At 69.9% G+C, this 22,229-nt stretch carries 24 protein-coding genes; 13 read left to right on the plus strand and 11 right to left on the minus strand.

The features are described from left to right. The first annotated feature begins 430 nt into the window (after nucleotides 1–430). A complete protein-coding gene (locus tag ABEA46_RS11630; RefSeq protein WP_345544702.1) occupies nucleotides 431–892 on the plus strand; it encodes an AAA family ATPase in 462 nt (153 codons plus the stop codon). 36 nt (nucleotides 893–928) lie between these two features. Here the strand turns inward: ABEA46_RS11630 and ABEA46_RS11635 are convergent, their stop codons facing one another. Beyond that, nucleotides 929–1,285: a PASTA domain-containing protein gene (locus ABEA46_RS11635; RefSeq protein WP_345544703.1), complete on the minus strand. Its 357-nt coding sequence runs from the start codon at nucleotides 1,283–1,285 to the stop codon at nucleotides 929–931. Nucleotides 1,286–1,411: 126 nt separating this feature from the next. Here ABEA46_RS11635 and ABEA46_RS11640 point away from each other — a divergent pair, with 126 nt between their 5' ends. Then, a complete protein-coding gene (locus ABEA46_RS11640) occupies nucleotides 1,412–1,693 on the plus strand; it encodes a hypothetical protein (RefSeq protein ID WP_345544704.1) in 282 nt (93 codons plus the stop codon). 9 nt (nucleotides 1,694–1,702) lie between these two features. Here ABEA46_RS11640 and ABEA46_RS11645 read toward each other — a convergent pair whose 3' ends face one another. The 3 genes from ABEA46_RS11645 to ABEA46_RS11655 all read right to left on the minus strand — a co-directional run bounded on the left by ABEA46_RS11645 (nucleotide 1,703) and on the right by ABEA46_RS11655 (nucleotide 4,642). Beyond that, nucleotides 1,703–1,999 carry a hypothetical protein gene (locus ABEA46_RS11645; RefSeq protein WP_345544705.1) on the minus strand — a complete coding sequence of 99 codons (297 nt, stop codon included), beginning with the start codon at nucleotides 1,997–1,999 and terminating at the stop codon, nucleotides 1,703–1,705. 532 nt (nucleotides 2,000–2,531) lie between these two features. Further along, nucleotides 2,532–3,068, minus strand: coding sequence for a flavodoxin (locus ABEA46_RS11650; RefSeq protein ID WP_345544706.1), 537 nt, complete (start codon nucleotides 3,066–3,068; stop codon nucleotides 2,532–2,534). A 116-nt stretch (nucleotides 3,069–3,184) separates the two neighbouring features. After that, nucleotides 3,185–4,642 (minus strand): MFS transporter, encoded by a 1,458-nt coding sequence (locus ABEA46_RS11655; protein WP_345544707.1) that lies wholly within the window; start codon nucleotides 4,640–4,642, stop codon nucleotides 3,185–3,187. Between the two features lie 93 nt (nucleotides 4,643–4,735). On the opposite strand from ABEA46_RS11655, the gene ABEA46_RS11660 reads away from it, so the two are divergent. The 7 genes from ABEA46_RS11660 to ABEA46_RS11690 all read left to right on the plus strand — a co-directional run bounded on the left by ABEA46_RS11660 (nucleotide 4,736) and on the right by ABEA46_RS11690 (nucleotide 9,410). Beyond that, on the plus strand, nucleotides 4,736–5,614 hold the full coding sequence (locus ABEA46_RS11660) for an aldo/keto reductase (RefSeq protein WP_345544708.1): 879 nt from the start codon (nucleotides 4,736–4,738) through the stop codon (nucleotides 5,612–5,614). 61 nt (nucleotides 5,615–5,675) lie between these two features. Continuing rightward, on the plus strand, nucleotides 5,676–6,536 hold the full coding sequence (locus tag ABEA46_RS11665; protein WP_345544709.1) for a helix-turn-helix transcriptional regulator: 861 nt from the start codon (nucleotides 5,676–5,678) through the stop codon (nucleotides 6,534–6,536). After that, nucleotides 6,536–6,667 (plus strand): hypothetical protein, encoded by a 132-nt coding sequence (locus ABEA46_RS11670; RefSeq protein ID WP_345544710.1) that lies wholly within the window; start codon nucleotides 6,536–6,538, stop codon nucleotides 6,665–6,667. The genes ABEA46_RS11665 and ABEA46_RS11670 overlap by 1 nt, the downstream gene beginning before the upstream one ends. 4 nt (nucleotides 6,668–6,671) lie before the next feature. Further along, nucleotides 6,672–6,986, plus strand: coding sequence for a carboxymuconolactone decarboxylase family protein (locus ABEA46_RS11675; RefSeq protein WP_345544711.1), 315 nt, complete (start codon nucleotides 6,672–6,674; stop codon nucleotides 6,984–6,986). A gap of 14 nt (nucleotides 6,987–7,000) precedes the next feature. Further along, nucleotides 7,001–7,717 (plus strand): SDR family oxidoreductase, encoded by a 717-nt coding sequence (locus ABEA46_RS11680; protein ID WP_345544712.1) that lies wholly within the window; start codon nucleotides 7,001–7,003, stop codon nucleotides 7,715–7,717. A 299-nt stretch (nucleotides 7,718–8,016) separates the two neighbouring features. Then, nucleotides 8,017–8,727 carry a lysophospholipid acyltransferase family protein gene (locus tag ABEA46_RS11685; RefSeq protein WP_345544713.1) on the plus strand — a complete coding sequence of 237 codons (711 nt, stop codon included), beginning with the start codon at nucleotides 8,017–8,019 and terminating at the stop codon, nucleotides 8,725–8,727. A 113-nt stretch (nucleotides 8,728–8,840) separates the two neighbouring features. Then, on the plus strand, nucleotides 8,841–9,410 hold the full coding sequence (locus ABEA46_RS11690; RefSeq protein WP_345544714.1) for a dihydrofolate reductase family protein: 570 nt from the start codon (nucleotides 8,841–8,843) through the stop codon (nucleotides 9,408–9,410). A gap of 6 nt (nucleotides 9,411–9,416) precedes the next feature. Here the strand turns inward: ABEA46_RS11690 and ABEA46_RS11695 are convergent, their stop codons facing one another. From ABEA46_RS11695 to ABEA46_RS11705, 3 genes are all read right to left on the minus strand, one after another. Next, a complete protein-coding gene (locus ABEA46_RS11695) occupies nucleotides 9,417–11,510 on the minus strand; it encodes an iron ABC transporter permease (protein ID WP_345544715.1) in 2,094 nt (697 codons plus the stop codon). A gap of 11 nt (nucleotides 11,511–11,521) precedes the next feature. Further along, nucleotides 11,522–12,550 carry an ABC transporter substrate-binding protein gene (locus ABEA46_RS11700; protein ID WP_345544716.1) on the minus strand — a complete coding sequence of 343 codons (1,029 nt, stop codon included), beginning with the start codon at nucleotides 12,548–12,550 and terminating at the stop codon, nucleotides 11,522–11,524. Between the two features lie 74 nt (nucleotides 12,551–12,624). After that, entirely contained in the window at nucleotides 12,625–13,482 is an 858-nt protein-coding gene (locus tag ABEA46_RS11705; protein WP_345544717.1) for an ABC transporter ATP-binding protein, read from the minus strand. A 120-nt stretch (nucleotides 13,483–13,602) separates the two neighbouring features. On the opposite strand from ABEA46_RS11705, the gene ABEA46_RS11710 reads away from it, so the two are divergent. Together ABEA46_RS11710 and ABEA46_RS11715 are read left to right on the plus strand one after the other, a co-directional pair. Then, complete coding sequence (locus ABEA46_RS11710; protein ID WP_345544718.1) at nucleotides 13,603–14,517, plus strand: alpha/beta hydrolase; 915 nt, start codon at nucleotides 13,603–13,605, stop codon at nucleotides 14,515–14,517. A 71-nt stretch (nucleotides 14,518–14,588) separates the two neighbouring features. Continuing rightward, nucleotides 14,589–14,831, plus strand: a complete 243-nt coding sequence (locus ABEA46_RS11715) for a YkvA family protein (RefSeq protein ID WP_345544719.1) — start codon at nucleotides 14,589–14,591, stop codon at nucleotides 14,829–14,831. Here the strand turns inward: ABEA46_RS11715 and ABEA46_RS11720 are convergent, their stop codons facing one another. After that, nucleotides 14,832–15,719: a LysR family transcriptional regulator gene (locus tag ABEA46_RS11720; protein WP_345544720.1), complete on the minus strand. Its 888-nt coding sequence runs from the start codon at nucleotides 15,717–15,719 to the stop codon at nucleotides 14,832–14,834. 162 nt (nucleotides 15,720–15,881) lie between these two features. On the opposite strand from ABEA46_RS11720, the gene ABEA46_RS11725 reads away from it, so the two are divergent. Beyond that, a complete protein-coding gene (locus ABEA46_RS11725; protein WP_345544721.1) occupies nucleotides 15,882–16,817 on the plus strand; it encodes an aldo/keto reductase in 936 nt (311 codons plus the stop codon). Nucleotides 16,818–16,873: 56 nt separating this feature from the next. Here the strand turns inward: ABEA46_RS11725 and ABEA46_RS11730 are convergent, their stop codons facing one another. The 3 genes from ABEA46_RS11730 to ABEA46_RS11740 form a co-directional block, all read right to left on the minus strand. Next, on the minus strand, nucleotides 16,874–17,971 hold the full coding sequence (locus ABEA46_RS11730; RefSeq protein ID WP_345544722.1) for a rhamnogalacturonan acetylesterase: 1,098 nt from the start codon (nucleotides 17,969–17,971) through the stop codon (nucleotides 16,874–16,876). A gap of 102 nt (nucleotides 17,972–18,073) precedes the next feature. Then, a complete protein-coding gene (locus ABEA46_RS11735) occupies nucleotides 18,074–19,075 on the minus strand; it encodes a hydroxyacid dehydrogenase (protein WP_345544723.1) in 1,002 nt (333 codons plus the stop codon). Then, nucleotides 19,072–21,051 (minus strand): DUF2264 domain-containing protein, encoded by a 1,980-nt coding sequence (locus tag ABEA46_RS11740; RefSeq protein ID WP_345544724.1) that lies wholly within the window; start codon nucleotides 21,049–21,051, stop codon nucleotides 19,072–19,074. Before ABEA46_RS11740 ends, ABEA46_RS11735 begins: the two co-directional genes overlap by 4 nt. 99 nt (nucleotides 21,052–21,150) lie before the next feature. Between ABEA46_RS11740 and ABEA46_RS11745 the strand changes: the two genes are divergently transcribed. Beyond that, nucleotides 21,151–22,227 carry a substrate-binding domain-containing protein gene (locus ABEA46_RS11745; RefSeq protein ID WP_345544725.1) on the plus strand — a complete coding sequence of 359 codons (1,077 nt, stop codon included), beginning with the start codon at nucleotides 21,151–21,153 and terminating at the stop codon, nucleotides 22,225–22,227. The last annotated feature ends 2 nt before the right edge of the window (nucleotides 22,228–22,229 follow it).

A 22,229-nucleotide genomic window follows, 5' to 3' on the forward strand; every position in this document is an offset into this window, starting at 1 on the left:
CAGGCGAACGCAGAGTTTGAGATCACGCTCTGCTGGGGGTGATGCCCATCTACCAGAGTTCAAATCCCACCGTCACCGCCAGCAAGTTCCTGATCAGACGCCTATTTTCGGTGGGCGTGAACAAGATGGGGAACAAACGTGAACAGCCCGTGGAGATTTCCACGGGCTGTTCGTCGTTTCACGCGCTCCGCGCCGGGAGGATTGTCGAACATCCTCGCCGGGACTGGCGCCTTCTCGACGAGCGACGGTGGGTCTGCAGAGTGGCGTCCCACGGCAGGGCTTCGCGTCGACATGGGGGACCGCTTTCGGGCATCTCTGCGGGCGGGGCAAACGAGCATCGCGCGCTGCTCGCCGGCCACTGCCGTTACAAAGCGGCAAGTGATCGCTGAAGGACCGGGCTGCGCACGATTGCACCAGGTCAGTTAGCGTCGTGAGCGTGAGCCACATTCTTGTCACCGGTATGTCTGGGGCGGGCAAGACGACGCTTCTCGATGAATTGCGACGCCGCGGCCACCAAACGCTCGACACCGACTATGACGGTTGGACGCTGCGTGACGGCACGTGGGACGAGCCGCGTATGGCCGCATTGCTGGCGAACGGGAACCCGATCATCGTTTCCGGGACGGTCGAGAATCAGGTGAGGTTCTACGACAATTTCGATGCGATCATCCTGCTGAGCGCACCACTCAGCGTGCTCGTGGAACGCGTCTCGGCACGCGTCAACAACCCGTACGGCATGACGAGCGAAGAACGCGAAGAGATCTCACGCAACCTCCGTGACGTCGAACCGCTCCTCCGAGCGGGAGCAACGCTCGAACTAGACGGCCGCGAGACCGTCTCGGCACTCGCCGACCGCGTCGAAGCCGTCATCCGCGACACGAGGTCGCGCTAGCAGCCGATCAGGGACCGGCAATCGCGCTGCGCCGAGTCAGGGGGTCTGATCATCGAGATCTGTGAGATCGATGAACGCGTCGCGCTCGGGATGGGCGTGGGCATTGTCGGCAGGTGGGGATTCGCGTGGAAGTGCGACAGCGGTGGAGTCCGCCTCACCGTAGGGAACGATCTCGACCGCAACGGAATCCCAGCGGGACAACGTGGTGCCCGCTGCTGGGCTCTGTGAAGTGATGTAGTAGAGCCCCGGCCACGCCAGCGCACTGATCGGCGGGCCGTCTGGATCGGGGTTGGCGAGCGTCACGCCCGCATCGTTGGCCACATCGCGGCCGACATGAAACGGAAGCCCGACAACGTCAGGCACGGTCACCTGATCTTCGAGCCGACCCTTCATGCTCCGACGCTACGCGCGTACCCGCACTCTCCGATAGGCCCGATCAAGGACCGGCATCCGCACGCTCGGCGACCTATGTGTGCCGCAGGTGCCGGAGATCTCCCATCGCCTCGGTATGGTGGCGGCGTGGCGGACGACCGACAGAACACGTTGGCGCGTCGCGAGATCCTCGCGGCGTACATCGACATCATTAATCGACTCGGCGAACTCATCGAGATCTGCTCGGCCGTCGAAGGGGACACTGAGGAACTGCGAAAAGCGGTGCAAGCGAGCTTCGGGCTGAGTCCGGTGGCGGCCGACGCGGTTCTTTCTATGCAGGTGAGGCGCTTCACTCCGAATGAGCGTCAGAAGATCCGCGACGAGCTCGCCGACATCGACATCTGGTTAGCGGAGACCAACGTCACGTAGGCCGACCTGTCAGGGGCCGGGCGGTCGTGCAACTGAGCGCAGGTCAGCGATCCAGGCGTGTCCGAGGTGTGTGACCTCCAATGCCGCGCGCAGCCAGGTCGTTGCGTGGTCGCTGAGGAGCGGTCGGCATGCGTCGAAGTCCTGCTGATCCTGGACGCGCCGACCGGCTGCTTTGTAAAGGAGTTGCACCTCCGGGCGCAGGTACACGATTCCATCGCGCCGCCACAGGATTTCGTCGGTCGGCAGGGAGGTCCGCGGGTTCCGCTTGAACGTCCACCGCTCCGCGGCGGCATCCATGAGCAGCACGTCGTACTCCCACGGTGCGGCGCCGTTCGGACGCAACCAGAGGTTGCTGCATGTGGGCGAGACCGTGGCGGCGTCATCGAGTACGGGCGTCAGTGTGCCGCCATCCGCTGCCCAGAGGCGCGGGACTGCTCCTGACTGCAGTCGAATGCAGGGTTCAAGCCCGGGGCGAACGTAGGTGACGCCAGGTCACCAGAGTTCAAATCCCACTGTCACCACCATGACAACCCCTGTTCAGCACGGGTTGTCTCTTGCCCTGCCCACGGTTTGCCCACATCTGCTCAGGACGTGACTGGCGGGTAGGCGTCGATTGAGCAGGTCGGTGAGCGACGAGCGCGAGCCCGGTCGTGCGGGTGTCCGCCCTCAGCTCGCGAGATTCCGCGGTTTGACGCGGGTTTCGTCGAAACCACTGGAGATGCCATGACCTCCGTGGTCGTCACTCCGGTGGGCATCCCGCCCACTGAGGGACGTCGGCTCGAGGCCAGCCAAAGGAGCGTGAGCGCGGCACTCGAGAACTCGGCCGGTTAGCCAGTAGTCAGGCCAGCCCGATGGACCGCAGCCAGCGTTGAACGTCGGGGCGGGCGTCATGGACGGTCTCACCTTGGATGGCGAGTCCTTCGGTGACCATCGTGTCGGGGAGCATCTCGGCGTAGTCGTCGCGGACGCGGCCCATGCGGCTGACGGCGTAGGTGGCGAAGGGGTGGACCGTCTTGCCGGTGAGGGCGACGGACTCGACGAAGGTGCGCATGATCATCGGGGCCCGGACGTTCCAGACGGGACTTCCGAGCAGGATCGTGTCGTATGTGGCGAGGTCCGGCAGTGCCCCGGCGATTGCGGGGCGCGCGTCGTCTCGCTCCTCCCGCACGTTGCGTTGGACTGTTGCCTCGTAGCCGTCGGGGTAGGGGTCGGCGGCGAGGATCTCGTACTCGTCGATGTCGATCAGGTCGCGGATGATGCCGGCGGCGACCTTCGTGTTACCGACCTCCAGGTCCACGCGATCGCCGTAGGAGTAGTTCTCCCCGGCCCGAGAGAAGTAGACCAGGAGGGCCCGGTTCTGAGTCGACGTGGGCAACGGGGATCCCTGCGGTCGGGAGGTCGGGGTGTTCTGCGCGGGCCGTGGGGTGCACGCAGTGAGGACGATACCGCCGGCGCCGACGAGCATCGTGGCGAGGGCCGCGCGCCGGCTGATCATCGGTTCTCGGGCGGAATCGCAACGGAGGGCCCTGAGTTCACGTTCCGGTGTTGGCGGACGATCAGGAGCACGGCCGAGGTCAGTGCCAGCGCGAGCAGGACGGCGCCGGTGGCGAACCCGGTGGATGTTTCCGCGGCGATGGACGACGATTCGGCACCCGTGATGCCGGTTGTCGCGACGGCGACCATGATGCTGACGCCGAGCGCCCCACCGAGTTGGTGGGCGACGTTGACGGTGCCGGCGGCGGCTCCGGCATCGCGGAGTTCGATGCGGGTCACGCCGGCGGCGGTGAGAGGGGCGAATCCGATGCCTTGCCCGGCGCCGAGGAGCAGCATGGGCAAGGCGAAGGCGGTCCAGTAGTCGCTGTCCGGGCTGACGAAGCTGATCCAGATCATCCCGGCGAGGGTGACCGCAAGGCCGGTGGCGACGAGGGTGCTGTTGCCGTAGCGGCGGGTGAGGCGAGGGACGGTGAGGGACAGCGCGAATTGGACGGCCGTCATCGGGAGGAATCCCAGGCCGGCGAGCAGCGGCGTGAATCCGAGAACGCCTTGCATGTACTGGGAGGCGAAGAAGAAGTAGCCGAAGATGGCGCCGGCGAACAGCATGCGGGCCAGGAACGCGCCGCCGCGGACCGGGTCGGCGAGCACCCTGAGCGGCAGGATCGGCTGCGGCGCACGCCATTCGATCACGATGAACCCGGCGATGACGACGAGCCCTGCGGCGATGGATGTCAGCGCGACCGGTTCGGTCCACCCGGCGTCCGCAGTGCGGGTGATGCCATACACGAGAGCGGTCATGCCCAGGGTGGAGGTGATGGCGCCGGCGACGTCGAAGCGGCCGCCGGTGCGCGGGGTCTCCCGCACGGAGACGAGGGTGGCGACCAGCAGCGCGGCGCCGATCGGGACGTTCATGAGGAAGCCGACCCGCCAGGATGCGACGTCGGCGAGCAGCCCGCCGACGACCAATCCCAGGCTCGCCCCGATACCGGCGGTCGACCCGTACGCCGCGACTGCGCGGGTGCGGGCAGGTCCTTCGGCGAAGGTGCTCGTCAGAAGAGCCAGTGAGGTCGGGGCGAGAATCGCCGACCCGATGCCCTGGACGGCGCGGGAGGCGATCATCCATTCCGCAGTCGGTGCCAGGCCGATCGACAGCGACGCGAGAGAGAAGATCGCGAGGCCGATGACGAACAGGCGGCGCCTGCCGACGAGGTCGCCGGCTCGCGCGGCGAGCAGCAGCAGTCCGCCGAACACCAGCGCGTAGGCGGTCTGAACCCACGAGAGGCCTGCGGTGGTGAAGTCGAGCTCGGTCCGGATCCGCGACAACCCGGTGAAGACGATCGAGTTGTCCAGCACGATCATGAAGTAGCTGACCAGAACGATCCCGAGAATCACGGATGGGTGCACCGAACGGGTCGCGATCGTGCTCGAGGAGTTCGTCGACGTCATGGGAACCATTCCAGGCGCGAACGGTGCACGGTGGCAGGGACGGGTTATCCGTGTACTGACAGTCACTCCCACCCGTGTTGCGGCGCGCTTAGTGTCGGCGTCATGAGCACAGTGACTTTGAACAACGGCGTGGTGATGCCCGCCCTCGGCTTCGGTGTCTTCCAGACCCCGCCGGCCGAGACGAAGGATGCCGTGACAGAGGCTCTGCAGTCCGGGTACCGGCTGATCGATACGGCCGCTGCATATGGCAACGAGCGCGGTGTCGGCGACGCGATCCGTGAGTCGGGACTTGCCCGCGATGAGGTCCTCATCGAGACGAAGGTGTGGATCAGCGACTACGGATACGACCAGACACTGCATGCGTTCGAGAAGAGCAGCCGCAAGCTCGGCGTCGACCAGATCGACCTGCTCCTGCTGCACCAGGCGCTCCCAGGCGAGTTCGACAAGACCCTCGCTGCCTACCGCGCACTCGAAACACTCCTCGCAGACGGCAAGGTCCGCGCGATCGGGGTGAGCAACTTCATGCGCACCCACCTCGACATGCTCCTCGCGGAAACCGAAGTGGTGCCTGCGGTGAACCAGATCGAGGTGCACCCGTACTTCACCCAGCCGGATGTACAGGCAGCCGACTCCGAGCACGGCACCCTGACCCAGGCGTGGTCTCCGATCGGCGGGATCACCTCCTACCGTGGCGAGACGGCGACGAGCACGTTCGCCGACCCGAGCATCGTTGGCATCGGGGAACGGTACGGGAAGACGGCGGCGCAGGTGATGATCCGCTGGCACCTGCAGGAGGGTCGCTCCGCAATCCCGAAGTCCGTCAAGCCGGAGCGCATCCGCGAGAACTTCGACGTGTTCGACTTCACCCTCACCGACGACGAGCTGCACCGCATCGACGCCCTCGACAAGGGCGTCCGCGGCGGTCCCGAACCCGAGGCGATCACCCTCGAGACCTTCGGCCGCGACATCCCCGAAGAGTGACCCGCGCGGGGAGGACGCTGCCTGGTGTCCTCCCCGGCAGGTGAGACGGAGCATGAACCGTATGGACAACCAGACCGAGGTGCGGGAGTTCCTGACGACCCGGCGCGCCCGCATCACCCCCGAACAGGCCGGGATCATCGGCGGCGGGAGACGGCGGGTGGCGGGGCTGCGCCGGGAAGAGGTCGCGCTGCTGGCAGGGATGAGCGTGGACTACTACGCGAAGATGGAGCGCGGCCACCTGTCGGGCGTCTCTCCGGAAGTCCTCGACGCACTCGCCCGCGCGCTGCAGCTCGACGACGCCGAGACCACACACCTGCAGGACCTCGCCCGCGCCGCGGCGCCGGTCAGCCCGGTCCGCAAACGGCCGCGAAAGGCCGCCGCGCCCGTGCGCCCGACTCTCCAACGGTTCCTCGACACGATCACCGACACCCCCACGTACGTGTCGAACACGCGCAAGGACATCGTGGCGACGAACGCGCTCGGGGCGGCCGTGTTCGCGCCGATCATCGATGACCCCGCCAACGGCCGCAACAACGCTCGATTCGCGTTCCTGAACCCGGCCTCGCATGTCTACTACCCCGACTGGGAGGCCGGGGCGCGCAGCATCGTCGCGTCGCTGCGGATCGACGCAGGCAAGAACCCGCACGACAAGGACCTCACCGACCTCATCGGCGAGCTCGTCACCCGCAGCGATGTGTTCCGCACCCTCTGGGCGGCACACGACGTCCGCTTCCACCGCAACGGCACGAAACGCATCCACCACCCGATCGTGGGGGATCTCGTGTTCGAGTACGAAGCGTTCGATCTGCCCGGATCGGACGGGTTGATCATGTACGCCTGCACCGTGGAACCAGGCTCTCCCACCGCTGAGCGCCTGCAGCTGCTCGGCAGCCTCGCCGCGACGCCGAGAACGGTGTCGTGATGCACCTGCGTGAGCAGACGCCTGCCAGCCAAGGGCCGGCGGAGAGGTTCATCGGAGACGTGCGGGTCGAGGCGATCCCCGGCGGTGACCACGAATACCACGAGGCCGCACGCGCGGCCGAGAAGGAATGAAACCATGACCGAACCCACCCCCGCTCAGCGCGCGATCGGCGACTTCGCGCCCAAGCTCGTCGATCTCACCGACACCGTCCTGTTCGGCGACGTGTGGGCGCGCCCCGAACTGAACCGGCGCGATCGCAGCCTCGTCACCGTCGCCGCCCTGATCGCAAGCGGCGCGTTCGAGCAGCTGCCCAACCATCTCCGTCTCGCCCGAGAGAACGGGCTCACCGAAGACGAGCTGAAAGAAGCGATCATCCATCTCGCGTTCTACGCGGGCTGGCCCAAGGCCATGTCCGCGATCCAGGTCGCAAAGACCGTCTTCTCCGACTGACCCCAGGAGCACTCATGACTGCCCCGATCGCTGTCGTCACCGGAGCCTCATCCGGTATCGGCGCCGCCACCGCGCGCGCCCTCCACGCAGCCGGCTACCACGTCGTCCTCCTCGCTCGCCGCGTCGAGCGCATCAACGAGCTCGCTGCAGAACTCAGCGACCGGGCCACCGCGATCGCCGCCGACGTCACCGACCGGGACTCACTCCTCGCCGCGGCCGAACAGGTCCAGCGCCTCGGCGGCGCCGACGTGCTGGTCAACAACGCCGGCGTCATGCTGCTCGGTCCGTTCTCCGCGGATCAGCGCGACGACTACCGGCAGATGATCGAAGTGAACCTCCTTGGCGCGATCACGGCCACCGAGGTGTTCCTCGGACAGATCAAGGCGAGTGATCGCGGCGACATCATCAACATCTCCTCCGTCGCCGGACGCACTGCCCGCGCCGGCAACGGCGTCTACGCCGCTACCAAGTGGGGCCTCAACGGGTGGTCCGAGTCGCTCCGGCAGGAGCTCCTGCCCGGTGTTCGCGTCACCCTCATCGAGCCCGGCGTCGTCGCCACCGAACTGCCCACCCACATCACCCACGCGGACACCAACGCGGCAGTCAACGAGATGTACAGCCACGCCGAAGTCACCGCAGACGACATCGCCGAGATCATCACCTTCACGATCACCCGGCCACGCCACCTCGCCATCAACGAGATCCTTCTCCGCCCCGCCGGCCAAGTTTGATACCACTCGCGTCCCTTCGAGCTCCATCGCGTGCCCACGTCGTGCCCACGACTGAAACGGGACGACACGGAATCAGGACGTGCTTGTGGCGATTCAGGTGGCGGCGAAACCGCACAATCGCGCGGCGCCCGGCCGAGATGGAATCGGAAGGGTCGGATCTCTCCGGGTTCATATCCCACCGTCACCGCCAGTCTCACCAGATCAGCCCCGCTTCGTGCGGGGCTGATCTGCGTTTCGGGGCACGTCGCGGATGCGCCCACGCGGGAATCCCATCCGGCCTTGGCGGATACGCTGGCCAGGTGAACGCGCCTGCTCCGACGAGCCCCACTCCTGCACCGCGGCCGGGCGCCGTCTACTTCGTCGGACGAGTGGTCCTGCGGCCGCTGTTCTGGCTGATGTACCGGCCGCGCATCGTCGGGCGGGCGAACGTGCCTGAGCAGGGGCCGGTGCTGCTGGCGAGCAACCACCTCGCGTCGCTCGACACCGTCATCATCCCGACCTCCGCGGCACGCCCGGTGCAGTTCCTCATCAAGTCGTCGTACTTCACCGGCTCCGGGATGCTGGGCCGCGTCAAGCGGTGGTTCTTCACCTCGATCGGCGGCGTCCCGGTCTATCGCGCGGCAGGCCGCGATGCGAGGGCCGCGCTGGATGCCGGCGCCGGCATCCTGCGGGCAGGAAGCGTGTTCGCGGTGTTCCCCGAGGGGACCCGCTCCCGCGACGGAAAGCTGCATGAGGGGCACGGCGGCGCGGCGTGGATGGCACGCGACACGGGTGCCGCGGTCGTGCCGGTGGGACTGATCGGCACCGGCACGATCAAGCCGCTGAGCCATCTGCTGCCGGGGAGGCCGCGCCTCGAGGTGCGGTTCGGCGAGCCGCTCGACCTGTCGGATCTGGAGGGCGTGCCGGACGGCAAGGCCCGTCGCGAGATCACCGAGCGCATGATGGCCGCCATCGCCCGCCTGAGCGGACAGGAACGCTCCGGCAGCGTGAACGCCACGTCGCGCGACTGACGCGCCGCACATCCCGGCGGCGCCGCGTGTCGGCCCCCACCTCGACGGGGCCGACGGCGCGTCGCGGCGCCCAGCGGAGGACAATGCCTGCATCGGCGCAGAGCGGAGTCGTGATGACCAACACGGTGCTGTACATGTCCATGTCGCTCGACGGCTACATCGCCGGGCCCAACGAGACCGATGACAACGGGCTCGGCGACGGCGGCGGCCGCCTGCACGAGTGGGCGTTCCCGCCACAAGGCGAGGTGAATCGGCAGATCCTCGACGAGTTCATGTCGACCGGCGCCGTCGTTGCCGGCCGCGGCACGTTCGAGCCTGCCCAGGGTTGGCAGGGCGATCATCACGACGGGGTGCCGATCTGGGTGCTCAGTCGCCGCCCGGTTCCGGCCTGGGCGGACTCGATGCCGCTCGTCGAATACACGAACGACATCGCGAGTGCCTTCGCACAGGCGCGACGGGCTGCGGGCGAGAAGGACGTCCTGGTGCACGGTGCCGCCACGGCGCAGCGCGCGATCGCAGCGGGTCTGCTCGACGAGATCGAGATCCACCTGGTGCCGGTGCTGTTCGGAGCCGGGCGCCGGCTGTTCGAGGGCCCCGGCTTGCCTCGCCGGGAACTCGAAAGGGTGCGTGCCCTGTCCGGCGAGGGCGGCGTCACGCACCTTCGCTTCCGCGTCCGGTACTGACGGCTGCTACGCGTCGCGCGAGCGCCAGAGCAGCCACACGAAGTACGGCGCACCGATCAGCGCCACCACGAGGCCTGCCGGAAGCTGGGCCGGCGCGATCACCGTCCGCCCCAGCGTGTCGGCGGCCCCGACCAGCACCGCGCCCAGCAGCACGGCGACCGGGATCACCCGACCGTGCCGCGCCCCGACGAGCGCGCGGGCGGCATGCGGGGCGACGAGCCCGACGAAGCCGATGACACCCACCGCCACGACGCTCAGAGCCGCCAGCACCGCAGCGGTGACCAGCAGCAGCAGTCGCGTCCGCTCGAGCCGGATGCCGACGAGCCTCGGGGTGTCTTCATCCATCGTGAGGATGTCGAGCTCGCGCCGGTGCGCGAACGCGAAGGGCAGCGCCACGGCGAGCACGATCATGAGCGGGATCACCTGCTCCCAGATGCGCCCGTACGTCGTTCCCGACAGCCAGGTGTAGATCTTCGGCGTGTCCCACGGGTTCGAGCGCAGCAGCACGAACGTGGTCAGCGCGACGACGCCGTATGAGACGCCGATGCCGATGAGGATGAACCGGTCGGCGCTGTGACCGCCGCGCCAGGCCAGCGCGTAGACGAGGGCGAACGCCAGGAGCCCGCCGATCACCGCGGCGACCAGCATCCCGAGCGTCGTCGCGGTGGCGCTCGTCACGACGAGCACCGCGCCGAGGCCGGCGCCGCCGGTGATGCCGAGCAGGCTGGGGTCGGCCAGCGGATTGCGGCTCACCGCCTGCGTGACACTGCCCGCCAGCCCCAGCGCTGCTCCCGCCACCACGGCGGCGATCACTCGTGGCGCGCGCTCGTCGAGGGCGAACGCGATGCGCGGGGGTGCGGCATCCTGAAGCCAGAGCAGGATGTCGCCGGTCAGCAGCCGCGTACTGCCCAGCAGCATGCCCACGAGCACGATGGCGATGAGGGCGACCGCGCCGGCGATGACGACGACGGCGAAGCGTCGGCCGCTGCGCACGCCGATGCGGATGGTCGGCGGCTGCCGGGTCGGCCCCGAGTCGCGCAGGCGCCGTGCCATCACGACGAGCACGACCGCGCCGAAGATCGTCGTGGCGACGCCGGTCGGCACCGAGATGGCGCCTTCGGGACCGATCAGTGCGCGCAGCAGCGCATCGGCGAGGATGACGACGATCGCGCCGATCAGGCCCGACAGCGGGATCAGCAGCAGATGCCGGCCGAGGGCGGGCACGACGCGGGCGAGCAGCCGCGCAAGCACCGGTGCGCACAGGCCGACGAAGCCGATGGGGCCGGCGAGCGTGACGGCCGTCGCGGTGAGGAGGACGGAGAGGAGGATGCCGAACATCCGCGTCGACCGGATCGGCACGCCGAGCGACGACGCGGTGTCGTCGCCGAGCGCGAGCACATCGAGACGGCGCGACATGACCAGGGCGAGCACGACGCAGACGACGACCACCGGCGCCGCGCGCAGGAAGCTCTCGAGCCCGAGCTGCGACAGGCTGCCGCTGCCCCACGCGAGCAGGCCCTTCGTCTCTTCGGCGAACAGCACGAGCAGCGTCGACGTGCAGGCCTGGAACGCGAGCGCGAGGGCAGAACCGGCGAGCACGAGTCGCGTGGTCGAGGTGCCCGCGCCGCCCGCGAGGCCCAGCACGAGGGCGGCTGCGGCCAGACCGCCCGCGAATGCGACGAACCCGGAGGCCCAGAACGGCACCGCGATGCCGAAGGCCGCGACTGCGGTGACCGCGAGGTAGGAGCCCGCCGTGACGCCGAGCGTGTCGGGCGAGGCCAGCGCGTTGCGTGCCAGGGACTGCATGAGCAGGCCGGCGACGCCCAGCGCGATCCCCACCGCGACGCCGGCGGCGAGGCGGGGGACGCGGGATCCCCACAGCACATCGGCGTCGGCGAGGACGGCGCCGCTCGTGCCCTGTGTCAGGTGCCAGCCCGCGGCGAGCACCAGGACGGCCAGGAGAGCGAGCAGGAGGCCGACGGCGACACCGGTCGTTGAGCGAGTGGCGCGCGGCGAAGCCGCACGGGCATCGGCGGCGGGACGTGGAGAGTCTGCGCCGCCTTCGGCTTCACTCGACGAACGGATGGCCCGCTCGCTCAACGACCGCGCACTCACTTCGTGATCGCGGCGACGTAGGCGTCGATGATCTGCTCGGCCGAGCGAGGACCGCCGAAGGTCCAGATGCCGCCGGGGAAGGCGGCGAGACGGTCCTCGGCCACAGCGGGGATGGAGGCCCACGCCGGGTTCTGGGCCGCGGCGTCCACGAAGCTCTCCGAGTCGGGATCGACCGTGCCGGTGTAGAAGAGGCTCGCGTCGCCGATGGTCGTCATGCCCTCGATGTCGGTCTGGCCGAGGCCGTACGCGGGATCGACCTCCCCGGTCCATGCATTGGTGAGTCCGAGCTCCTCGCCGAGCTCACCGACGAGCGAGCCCTGCCCGAACGGCCGCAGCGACACGTTGCCGCCGTCGACCCAGCCGTCGAAGTACACGAAGTCGGTCACTGCAGGGGCGGAGTCGGCGATGTCGGTCTTCGCGTCGGCGAGGTGCTGCGCGAACTCCTCCTTGACGACATCGGCACGTTCGGTGCGTCCGGTCGCCTCGGCGATCAGGTCGAAGGTGCCGAGCATCTGTGCGATCGGGTCCTCGGCGTTCGCACCCAGGGTCGCGAGCACCGGCACGCCGTACTTCTCCAGCTGCGTGATGATCGCGTCGTCCCGCGTGTAGGCCTCGACGATGACGAGGTCGGGCTCGGTGGCGAAGAGGGTGTCGAGGTTCGGCTCCTGACGCGTGCCGACGCTCTCGACGCTCTCGGGCAGCTCCTCGGCGGTGTCCCAGGTGCGGTAGCCGTCGGCGTCGGCCACGGCCACCGGCGTGAGGCACAGCGACAGGACGTCCTCGATCTGCTGCCACTCGAGCACGGCGACCTTCTGGGCCGGCTGGTCGAGGGTGATCGTCCGGCCGAACGCGTCAGTCAGATCGACCGGGCCGGTCGACGTGGTGGTCGCGTCGTCGGCGCAGCCGACACCGGTCGCGGCCGAGGTGTCGGTGTCGGCCGAGGCGGCGACGTCGGTCGTGCCGCACGCGGTCAGGGCGAGCGCGAGGGCGCCGAGCACGGCGAAGGCGGAGATGGGCTTGATCATCGGGGCTCCAGAATCGGGGGAGGGTGTGCAGGGTCGGGTGGGAACGACGCGTCGCGAGGCGACGATCGGGATCGTCAGGCGTGGAGGGCTTCGAAGCGGCGGGAGCGCTCGTGGTGCCGGCCGCGGGGGACGACGCGCACGCGGTGGGTCGAGGCATCCACTTCAGTGTCGATGGGGAACCCGTACACCTCGGTGAGGTTCTCGGTCGTGAGCACTTCGTGCGGTGCGCCGGATGCGTGCACGCGGCCGTGGTGCATGAGCACGACTTCGTCGGCGACGGATGCCGCGTGGTCGAGGTCGTGCAGCACCACGCCGACGGCGGTGCCCTGATCGGCGAGGTCGCACACCAGGTCGAGGGTCTCGATCTGGTAGCGCAGGTCGAGGTGGTTGGTGGGTTCGTCGAGGAGCAGGATGCCGGTGCTCTGCGCCAGCGCGGTCGCGAGCCACACGCGCTGGAGCTCTCCACCTGAGAGCTGGTCCACCGGGCGATGGCCCATCGCGGTGAGGCCGGTCAGCGCGAGCGCGCGGTCGATGGCGTCGCGGTCGGCCTCGGTGACGCCCGAGAAGCGGCCACGGTGCGGGTGCCGCCCGTACGCGACGACATCGCGCACCTCCAGACCCGAGGGGTGAGGGCGCGACTGCGAGAGCATCGCGACAGTGCGGGCGAACGCTTTGGCGGAGAGGGATGCCGCGTCCCGCCGCCCGTCGGCACCGTCGAGGTGCACCGTGCCGGCGTCGATCCGGTGGAGGCGGGCCAGCGAGCGCAGCACCGTCGACTTGCCGCTGCCGTTGGGGCCGATCAGGGCGGTCACGACGCCGGGTCGGAGGTGGAGCGACACCTCGTGGACAACGGGGGTGCGACCGTAGCTGAGGGCCAGCGAGTCACCGTGCAGCTCATCGGTCGGTCGCGTGGGGCGGGCATCCGAGATCACATTAGGTGAGCCTAACCTATTTCGGCGCGGCGCTTCGGCGACAAGAAACTGGACAACCCTGTCCGGTCTGGCTCTACGATGAATCGGCGGTCGACGACGACCGGTGGGAATGGAGCAGGCATGGACATCTCGGCAGTGAACCCGGCACTGCGCGACGCGACCGAGAAGGCGCCGACCGTCAACATCGAGAACAGCGCCATGCGCTGGTTCGCGGCGACCGCGTCGGCACTTCTTCCCGGCAAGCGCGTCGACGGCGTCGACCGTCGCACACTGCGGCACGACGGTGTGAAGCTGCGGGTCTACACGCCTGCCCGGCCCTCCGGCGCGGGGCTGCTGTGGATCCACGGCGGCGGGCTGGTGCTGGGTGCGGCCGCGATGGACGACGTGCACTGCGGCGAGACCGCGCACGCGACCGGGGCGACGATCGTCTCGGTGGACTACCGCCTCGCGCCGCGGCATCCCTTCCCTGCTGCGATCGACGACTGCTTCGCCGGCTGGCAGTGGTTGCGAGACAACGCCTCGGCGCTCGGCCTCGACACGACGCGTCTCGCGATCGGCGGGCAGAGCGCGGGCGGCGGGCTCGCCGCGAGTCTGGTCCAGCGTGCGATCGACGCGGGCGACCCCGTCGCTGCGCAGTGGCTGTTCTGCCCGATGCTCGACGATCGCACGGCCGCGGACCGAAGCCGGGATGCCGCCGATCACTTCATCTGGAGCAACCGGTCGAACCGCGTCGGCTGGTCGTCCTACCTCGGGGCGTCCGTCGGGGCGGAGTCGCTCCCGCCCTACGCGGCGCCAGCGCGCCGTGAAGAGCTCACGGGGATGCCGCCGACCTGGATCTACACCTCCGACATCGAGCTGTTCCACGACGAGGACGTGGAGTACGCGGAGCGGCTGCGCGCGGCCGGTGCGGACGTCACCCTCGAGGTCGTCGACGGCGCGCCGCACGGATTCGAGGCGTGGGCGCCCGACAACCCGTTGGCGCGGCAGCTCTTCGCCACCGCGCGCGGCTGGCTGGGGGATCGACTCGGGCGCTGAGGCGCCCGCGCCAGTATCACGAGTTGATACCGCTCGGCGCTGTGCCGCCGGTCTCGGCGCACACTTGACGCATGTGGTGGAGCTTCTTCAAGGCGCTCAAGCGCGGTGAGCACCGCGTCGCGCCGTCGACGTGGGTCGCCGCGGCTGCCGCGGTCGTCTATGCCGTCTCGCCGATCGATCTGATCCCCGAGCTCGTCCTCGGACCCCTGGGCTTCGCGGACGACGTCGGGGTCTGGAGCATCCTCGGGGTGCTCGTGCTCCGCGAGCACCACCGCTGGCACAGCCGGCTGCAAGCGCCGGCCCCGGCTGCCTGATCACGCGGCCTCGGTCTCGGCGCGTTCCTCGTCGAGGATCTCGAGCAGCCGCGGGGCCAGCGGGGCCGTGCGGGCGACGAGGGTCGAGACGATCCACTCGGGTGCGCGCGGCGGGACCGGCAGCGTGACCAGCCCTCTTGCCTGCGGCTTGCCGGCGACGTGCTGCGGCACGATGGCGATGCCCAGCCCCCGCAGGACGAGGTCCAGCAGCGTGTGCACGTCATCGACACTGCAGCCCACCTGACGTTCGACGCCGTGCCGTTCGAACGCACCGTCGTTGATCGTGCGCAGGGCCCATGCTGGGCGGAAGTCCACGAAGTCGGTTCCTTGCAGGTCCTTCCAGCGCGCGGGCGGCTTCTCGGCCAGGCGGTGACCGGGCGGGACCAGCAGCACGAGCGGGATGCGCGCGAGCTCGTCGACGGCCATCGCCGGCCGGGCGTCCGCGCTCGCGACGAAGGCCACATCGAGCTCGCTGACCGCGACCTGTTCGACGAGCTGATTCGATCCCGCCTGCACGAACTGGATGTCGACGGCGGGGTAGCGGCGATGGAAGCGTTCGAGCAGCAGGTTCACGTCCACCGCGCCCAGGCACTGCTCGGCCCCGACCCGGAGCGAGCCCGCCAGCTGGTGCGAGGCGCGCACGACGGCGTCGCGCGCGGCACTGGTCTGCGCGAGGATCTCGCGCGCGTGCGGCAGCAGTGCGAAGGCGGCGGGCGTCGGCTCGACCGAGCGCGTCGTGCGCTCGAAGAGCTTCGCGCCGAGCTCCTGCTCGAGACGGCGGATCCCCGCGGAGAGCCCCGACTGCGAGACGCGACACCGCTCGGCGGCACGGGTGAAGTGCCGCTCCTCGGCGAGGGTGACCAGGTATTCGAGCTGGCGCTGCTCCACGGTGCCTCCGGTGTGGATGCGGGACCGGCATCCATTCGCACTGATTCTCAATCGCAGAATATACAGTTGTTGGACTTCTTTGTCTCCCATGCCTAACGTGGACCGCGTTGCAGGGAGTCCGTCGCGTCCGGCGGACTCCGAAGCTCGACCCGGGAGCGATCCATGAAGACCATCGAACTGACCGGCATCGACCGGCCGGCGCCCAACGTGGTGCTCGGCCTGATGCGCATCCAGGACCTCGACGACGACGCCGTCCGCACGCTCGTCCGCACCGCGCGCGACGCCGGGATCGACTTCTTCGACCACGCCGACATCTACGGTCGCGACCTGCACGGCTGCGAAACACGCTTCGCGGAAGCCCTGCGGCTCTCGCCGGCGGAGCGTGCGCAGGTCACGATCCAGACCAAGGCCGGCATCGTGCGCGAGGGCCCGTACTTCGACTTCTCGTACGAGCACATCACCGAGTCGGTCGAGGGCTCGCTGAGCGCGCTCGGCACCGACTACATCGACATCCTGCTGCTGCACCGCCCGGATGCGCTCGTCGAGCCCGACGAGGTCGCCCGTGCGTTCGACGACCTCGAGGCCGCGGGCAAGGTGCGGGCGTTCGGCGTCTCGAACCACACGCCGCGCCAGATCGACCTGCTCAAGAAGTCCGTGCGCCAGCCGATCGTCGCCAACCAGGTCCAGCTGTCGATCACGCACTCGCCGACCATCGCCCAGGGCGTGGCGGCGAACATGCAGGCCGAAGAGCAGTCCGTGACGCTCGACGGCGGCGGGATCATCGACTACTGCCGCCTGCACGACATCGCTGTGCAGGCCTGGTCGCCGTTCCAGGCCGGGTTCTTCACCGGCGTCTTCCTCGGCTCACCGGACTACCCCGAGCTCAACGCCGTGATCGACCGGCTCGCCGCCGCGTACGACGTGCCGCCGATCGCGATCGCGGTCGCGTGGATCACCCGCCATCCCGCGCACATGCAGGTGGTGCTCGGCACGACCACGCCCGAGCGCGTGGCCGACGCAGCCCTGGGCTCCGACATCCCGCTCACGCGTGCCGAGTGGTACGAGCTGTTCCGGGCTGCCGGGTACCGGGTGCCCTGAGCGCGCGATCGGACGAGTGGATGCCGCGACCGGTCGGTCGCGGCATCCACTCGATGTCAGCGCCAGATCGAGGCAGGCAGCAGGTCGAGCTTCTGAAGCTCCTCGGCGACGATGCCGGCGTAGACGCCGGCGCCGTACTCGGACGTGTGGGTCCGGTCGCCGTTGATGCGGATCAGGTAGATCGGCTCTGACTCGACGGGGCCGAGCGACTCGACGAGTTCGCGGCTGCGCTGGGTGAGGTCGATGAGCGGCACGTCGAGCTGCGCGGCGACGTCGCGCATCTCGGCGGGGAGGTCTGCCAGGTCGGTGACGATGAGCCCGACCGGGTTGATGACGCCGTTCGTGAAGCGCAGGCGCACGATCGGCGTGACCAGCACGGGGGTGGCGCCGCGGGCGCGGATGCGATCGACCATCTCGGTGAGGTTCGCGCGGTACTGTTCGGCGGTCGTCGTCTTGTCGTTGTGGGCGAGCTGGATGAGCGCGACGTCGCCGGTCCCCAGCTGCGGTTCGAGCGCGTCGAACATGGAAGCCTTCGCCAGCACCGACACGGTGCTCTCGCCGGAGCCGGAGTGGTTGACGACCGTGGCGCCCAGCCCGACATGCGCGGGGAGGCGCTGGCCCCACCCGGTGTACGGCCAGGCCTCCTGGTCGGTCACGGTCGAGTCGCCGATCAGCGCGATCTTCTTGGTGCGCGGCAGCGCCGGCGCGATGCCGATTCCGGCGATCGCCGGTGCGTCGCCCGAGAACGTGAGGGAGAGACCGGGCGTTCCGGTGCCGATCGGCTGGTTCTGCTGGCCCTCGGGGTCGCGGACATCGACAGTGAACGCGCGCCGGACGTGTTCCCCCGCCGCGGTGTCGGTTGCGGTGAGCATCTGACGACGGCTCTCGGCGAACACCGCCGTGCTGGCGGCGGCGTCGTCAGAGCCCAGCACGACAGTGACGTCGTAGTCGCCCGGTGCGAGGTCGTCGAACGTGCAGACGACGGGGTCCTCACCGGTGCACGAGTCGAGCAGCGCCGGATCGACCTTCGGCCCGGCGAGATCGAGTCCCGGCGGTGAGGCCTCGGCGGTGGCGGGGATGGTGAGCCCCGCGGCGATGAGCACTGCCGACAGCGCCAGCGTCGTCCTGCGGCGGGAGGGGGTCGTGACCTTCATGACTTCGTCGTCCCTTCGGATCTGCTTCGCACCCATCAGTGGGTGCGAAATACAGTCTGGTCAGGGAATTTAAGCTGTCATGAGAACTGGACAAAACCGATCTCACGCGATGCGGGCGAGGTCGGGCGAGGTCACTTCGTCGGCCAGCTCTCCGGTGGTGACGAAGCGTTCGACCTCGTCGACGACGTGTCTGCCGAGTCGCTGCAGCTCATTGCCGATCGAGCCTGCGATATGGGGTGTGAGGGTCGCGCCCGTGAGGGAGAACAGCGGGTGCCCCGGCGGGAGAGGTTCGGGATCGGTGACGTCGAGCACCGCACGCAGCCGATCCGTGCGCAGCTCGTCGACGAGCGCGTCGGTGTCGACGAGAGCGCCGCGGGCCGTGTTGATGAGGGTCGCCCCATCGGCCATCAGGGCGAGCTCGGCGCGGCCGATCATGCGATAGGTCTCGGGGAGCGCGGGAGCGTGGATGGTGACGACCCGCGACCGGGTCAGCAGGGCGGGCAGTGTGACGAGCTCCGCGCCCAGCCCGGCGGCGTCGACGGCCGACAGCGAGGGGTCGTACACGAGGCACCGGATGTCGAAGGGGCGCAGCAGGTCGAGCACCCGTCGCCCGATGCGCGAGGCGCCGATCACGCCCACCGTGATCCCGAACGCCCCGACGTCGCCGGTCGGACGCGCCGCGATCATGTCCTGGTCGCGGTCGAACACGTGGGCCGAACGGAGCGCGTCGCGGGCGCTGAGCAGGATCGTCGCGAGGGTGTACTCGGCGACGGGCACCGCGTTCGCGGCGGCGGCGCTGGAGATGCGGATGCCGCGTTCCCAGACGTCCGGGGTGACCTGTCGCTTGACCGACCCGGCGGCGTGCACCACGACTCTCAGGTTCGGCCAGTGGTCGAGCATCGGCCCGTCGAGCCGAGGAGCGCCCCACCCCGTGATCAGGATCTCGGTGTCGGCGGTCGACGCGGGCACGGCGTGCGCGTCCGGAGTGAGTACCGTGTCGTGCAGCGCGACGAGACTGTCGAGCCGGGCGCGGGAATCGGCGGCGAAGAGGTCGCCGACCAGCCGGACGGACTCCATGGCGAGCAGCGCCGGTACCCGCGTCACGCGGTCACCTCGCCCGACGTCGGGACGGAGTCGACGGTGCCGTCGGGCCAGCGCACGACGACGGCATCCGCCCCCACTTCGAGGAGCGGGACGATGGCGGGATCCAGGCCGGCGTCGGCGCTGCCGAGGGCGACCACGGCAGCGACGACCTGACCCGCGGGCACGGCGACCGATGAGGCCGCCCACGGGGTGACGGTGCCGGGGGCGAACGGGTCGCCACCGGATCGTTCGGCCAGCCCCGCATCGTCGAGCCCGCGCACGCCGATGACGGCGGTGGTGAGACCGTCGGCACGGACGGCCGAGAGCGGTGTGGAGGTCCACTCGCCGGTATGCACCGGCAGCGCCCAGCCCCCGATCCGGATGCGCCACGGGCCCTCCGCCTGCGGCCACACGGCGTCCGCATCGGCGGCCGCCGACGGCCTCGCCCCGGCCTCCGGCGCGGGGGTCCACCATGCGAGGCGCAGCTCGTGCACCCCGTTCACGACGGAGGCGACGGTGACCTGCGGGCCGCGGCGCAGCCCCGCCCAACCGGCCACGTCGAGGGGCGCCGGTCCGGCCGGGGTGTCGAGCCAGTGCACGCGGGAGCGCGACACCGCGACGCGCTCGCCCACGTGCACCGGCTCGATCGCGTCGCGATGCGACGGCGCCCCGTCCGCGTCGAGCAGCGCGACGTGGGATTCCAGGGGCTGCGCCACCCCCGCACGGGTGAGCGACGGCGAGGTCGAGGTCGAGTATCCGAGCCGGTGGTAGAAGGGATTGTCGGCGCGCGGGGCGCCGGCGGGGCCGCGGAAGCCGTCCGATCCGTGGTTCAGGACGCGCACGACGCCGTCGCGCTCCGAGCGCACCACGAGCCAGGCCGGGGCGGAGAGCGTCCGCACCGACACGGCGGGTCGCGCCGGCGTCGTCGCCGTGGCCGTCCACTCGGGGTGGCCCGCCGGAAGCAGCAGGCCCAGCATCCCCTTGCTCGCCCAGTACGGCGAGGACGAACCGGTGTACGCCTGCCGGATCGCGGGGAACGCGCCGTGCCAGCCGATCGACAGCAGGCCCCCGTCGTCGACCGCCCCCGCGGCCAGGAACCGGTCGAGCACCGTGCCGGCGATTTCGCGCGCCTCACCCGAGGGGGATACGCCGGCAATGGCTCCGGCCCACAACGGCGCCAGCATCGCGAATCGGTATGCGAGCGAGCGGCCCTGGAACAGCGGGTCGCCGTGCGAGCCGACGAGGTCGCGCGCCTGATCGACGAACAGGCGCAGTCGCTCGCGGTGCTCGGACTCCAGTTCGGCGCCGCGGATGCGCGCGTGCAGCAGCGGGTACACGTGCCACGCCCAGCCGGCGTAGTAGTCGAAGCTGCGGCGCGCGCCGGCGGGTCCGCGCCCGTCGGAGTACCAGCCGTCGCGGACGTAGAGGCTCTCCTGAAGATCGTGGTTGCGATCCAGATCGTCCTGACGCCAAGGTCCGCCGACCGACGCGAGGAACGCCTCGATCACGTTCTGGAACCAGATCCAGTTGTTCGAGTAGCCGCTGGTGCCCACGACTCCCGCCAGCCACGCGACGACCCGCTCGCGCACGGTGTCGTCGAGCCGGTCCCAGAGCCAGGGTCGCGTCTCGGACAGGGCGATGGAGATGGATGCGGCCTCCACGACGGCCTGGCGGCGCTCGGCGATCGTCGGCCAGCGCTCGGGGTTCGCGGGATCCGTCCCCGCCGCCAGCCCGCGACCGTACCGCTCGAGCAGCCCGGCAGGGTCGGCGCCGTCTGCGCCGTGCACGCGGAACGCGGCCAGCAGGAAGGTGCGGGCGAACCCTTCGAGTCCGTCGCTCCAGCGGCCGGACGCGCTCGCCGGCCCGGGGAGGGTGATCAGCGCGCCGCTCGGCGACGCGTGCTCCGACACCGCCGCGAGCAGTCGGTCGGCGACGTGCTGCCACGTGTCGCGCATGGTGGTCTGCGCCGTCTCGGCGGGGCGGTACGTCGTCGTCACCCGTCGATCGTGCAGTACGCTCCTGTACCCATCCGCCCTTTCGGACAAAATCGATCACCGAACGGTCAGGCGGACACGCGCGACGAATGGACTTCGCACATGACCGGTCAGCACTCCCTGCCGAGGACCCGACACGAACACCTGCTGCGGCAGCTCGAGCTGCACGGCAGCGTGAGCGCCGCCGACATCGCCGTGCAGCTGGGCGTGTCGCAGGTCACCGTCCGGCGCGACATCGTCGAGCTCGAGAACGCCGGCCGGCTGGCGCGCGTCCACGGCGGCGCGATCGCCCTCGGCGCCCCGAGCGTGGCCCAGCCGGCACGAGCGAACATCGGCGTCGTCGTGCCGTCGTCGGTGAGCCATTTCCCACAGATCGTGAGGGGAATGGATGCCGCCTCCCGCGGAGGCCGCACGCGCGTCGTGCTCGCCACATCGCAGTATCGCGAGGAGCTCGAGCAGCGCCAGGTGGAGCGTCTGGTCGACGTCGGCGTCGCCGGCATCATCCTCGCCCCCACGATGCGCAGCCGCACCGAGGCCGAGCTGGCCGAATGGGTGAGCTCGGTGCCGGTGCCCGTCGTGTTCCTGGAGCGCCGGCTCGAATCAACGGCGCTCGCCGTGTACGACAGCGCCCGCACCGACCACTCCCGCGGCGCACAGCTCGCGGTCGAGCATCTGGCCTCGCTCGGGCACCGTGCGGTCGGGCTCGCGCTGTTCGACCGCACCCCGACGGCACCGCTGGTGCGCGACGGCCACGGCGCGGCGGTCGCCCGGCTCGGGCTCGCCGACGCGCCGTACGCCGGGCTGCCCAAGGGCGAGGAGGGCGAGAGCGATTCCCTCGACGACGCGCTCGTCGCGTTCCTCGAGGCGTGCCTGGGCGGGGGTGTGACCGCCGCCGTCGTGCACACCGACGTGCACGCGGCCCGACTGGTCGAACTGGCCACGGACCGCGGCATCCACGTCCCCGACGATCTCGCGATCGTCGCCTACGACGACGACACCGCGAGCCTGGCGATGGTGCCGCTCACGAGCGTGACCGCGCCAGGACGAGACCTCGGGCAGGAGGTGCTGCGGATCATGACCGAGCGGATCGCCTCGCCCGACCGCACCGCGACGGCCGCACGGCACATCACGATGCTGCCGCGCCTCACGGTGCGCGAGTCCTGCGGAGCGATCGTCTGATC

Origin of the sequence: Microbacterium jejuense (genome assembly GCF_039544225.1) — a bacterium.
In the GTDB taxonomy this organism is placed as follows: domain Bacteria; phylum Actinomycetota; class Actinomycetes; order Actinomycetales; family Microbacteriaceae; genus Microbacterium; species Microbacterium jejuense.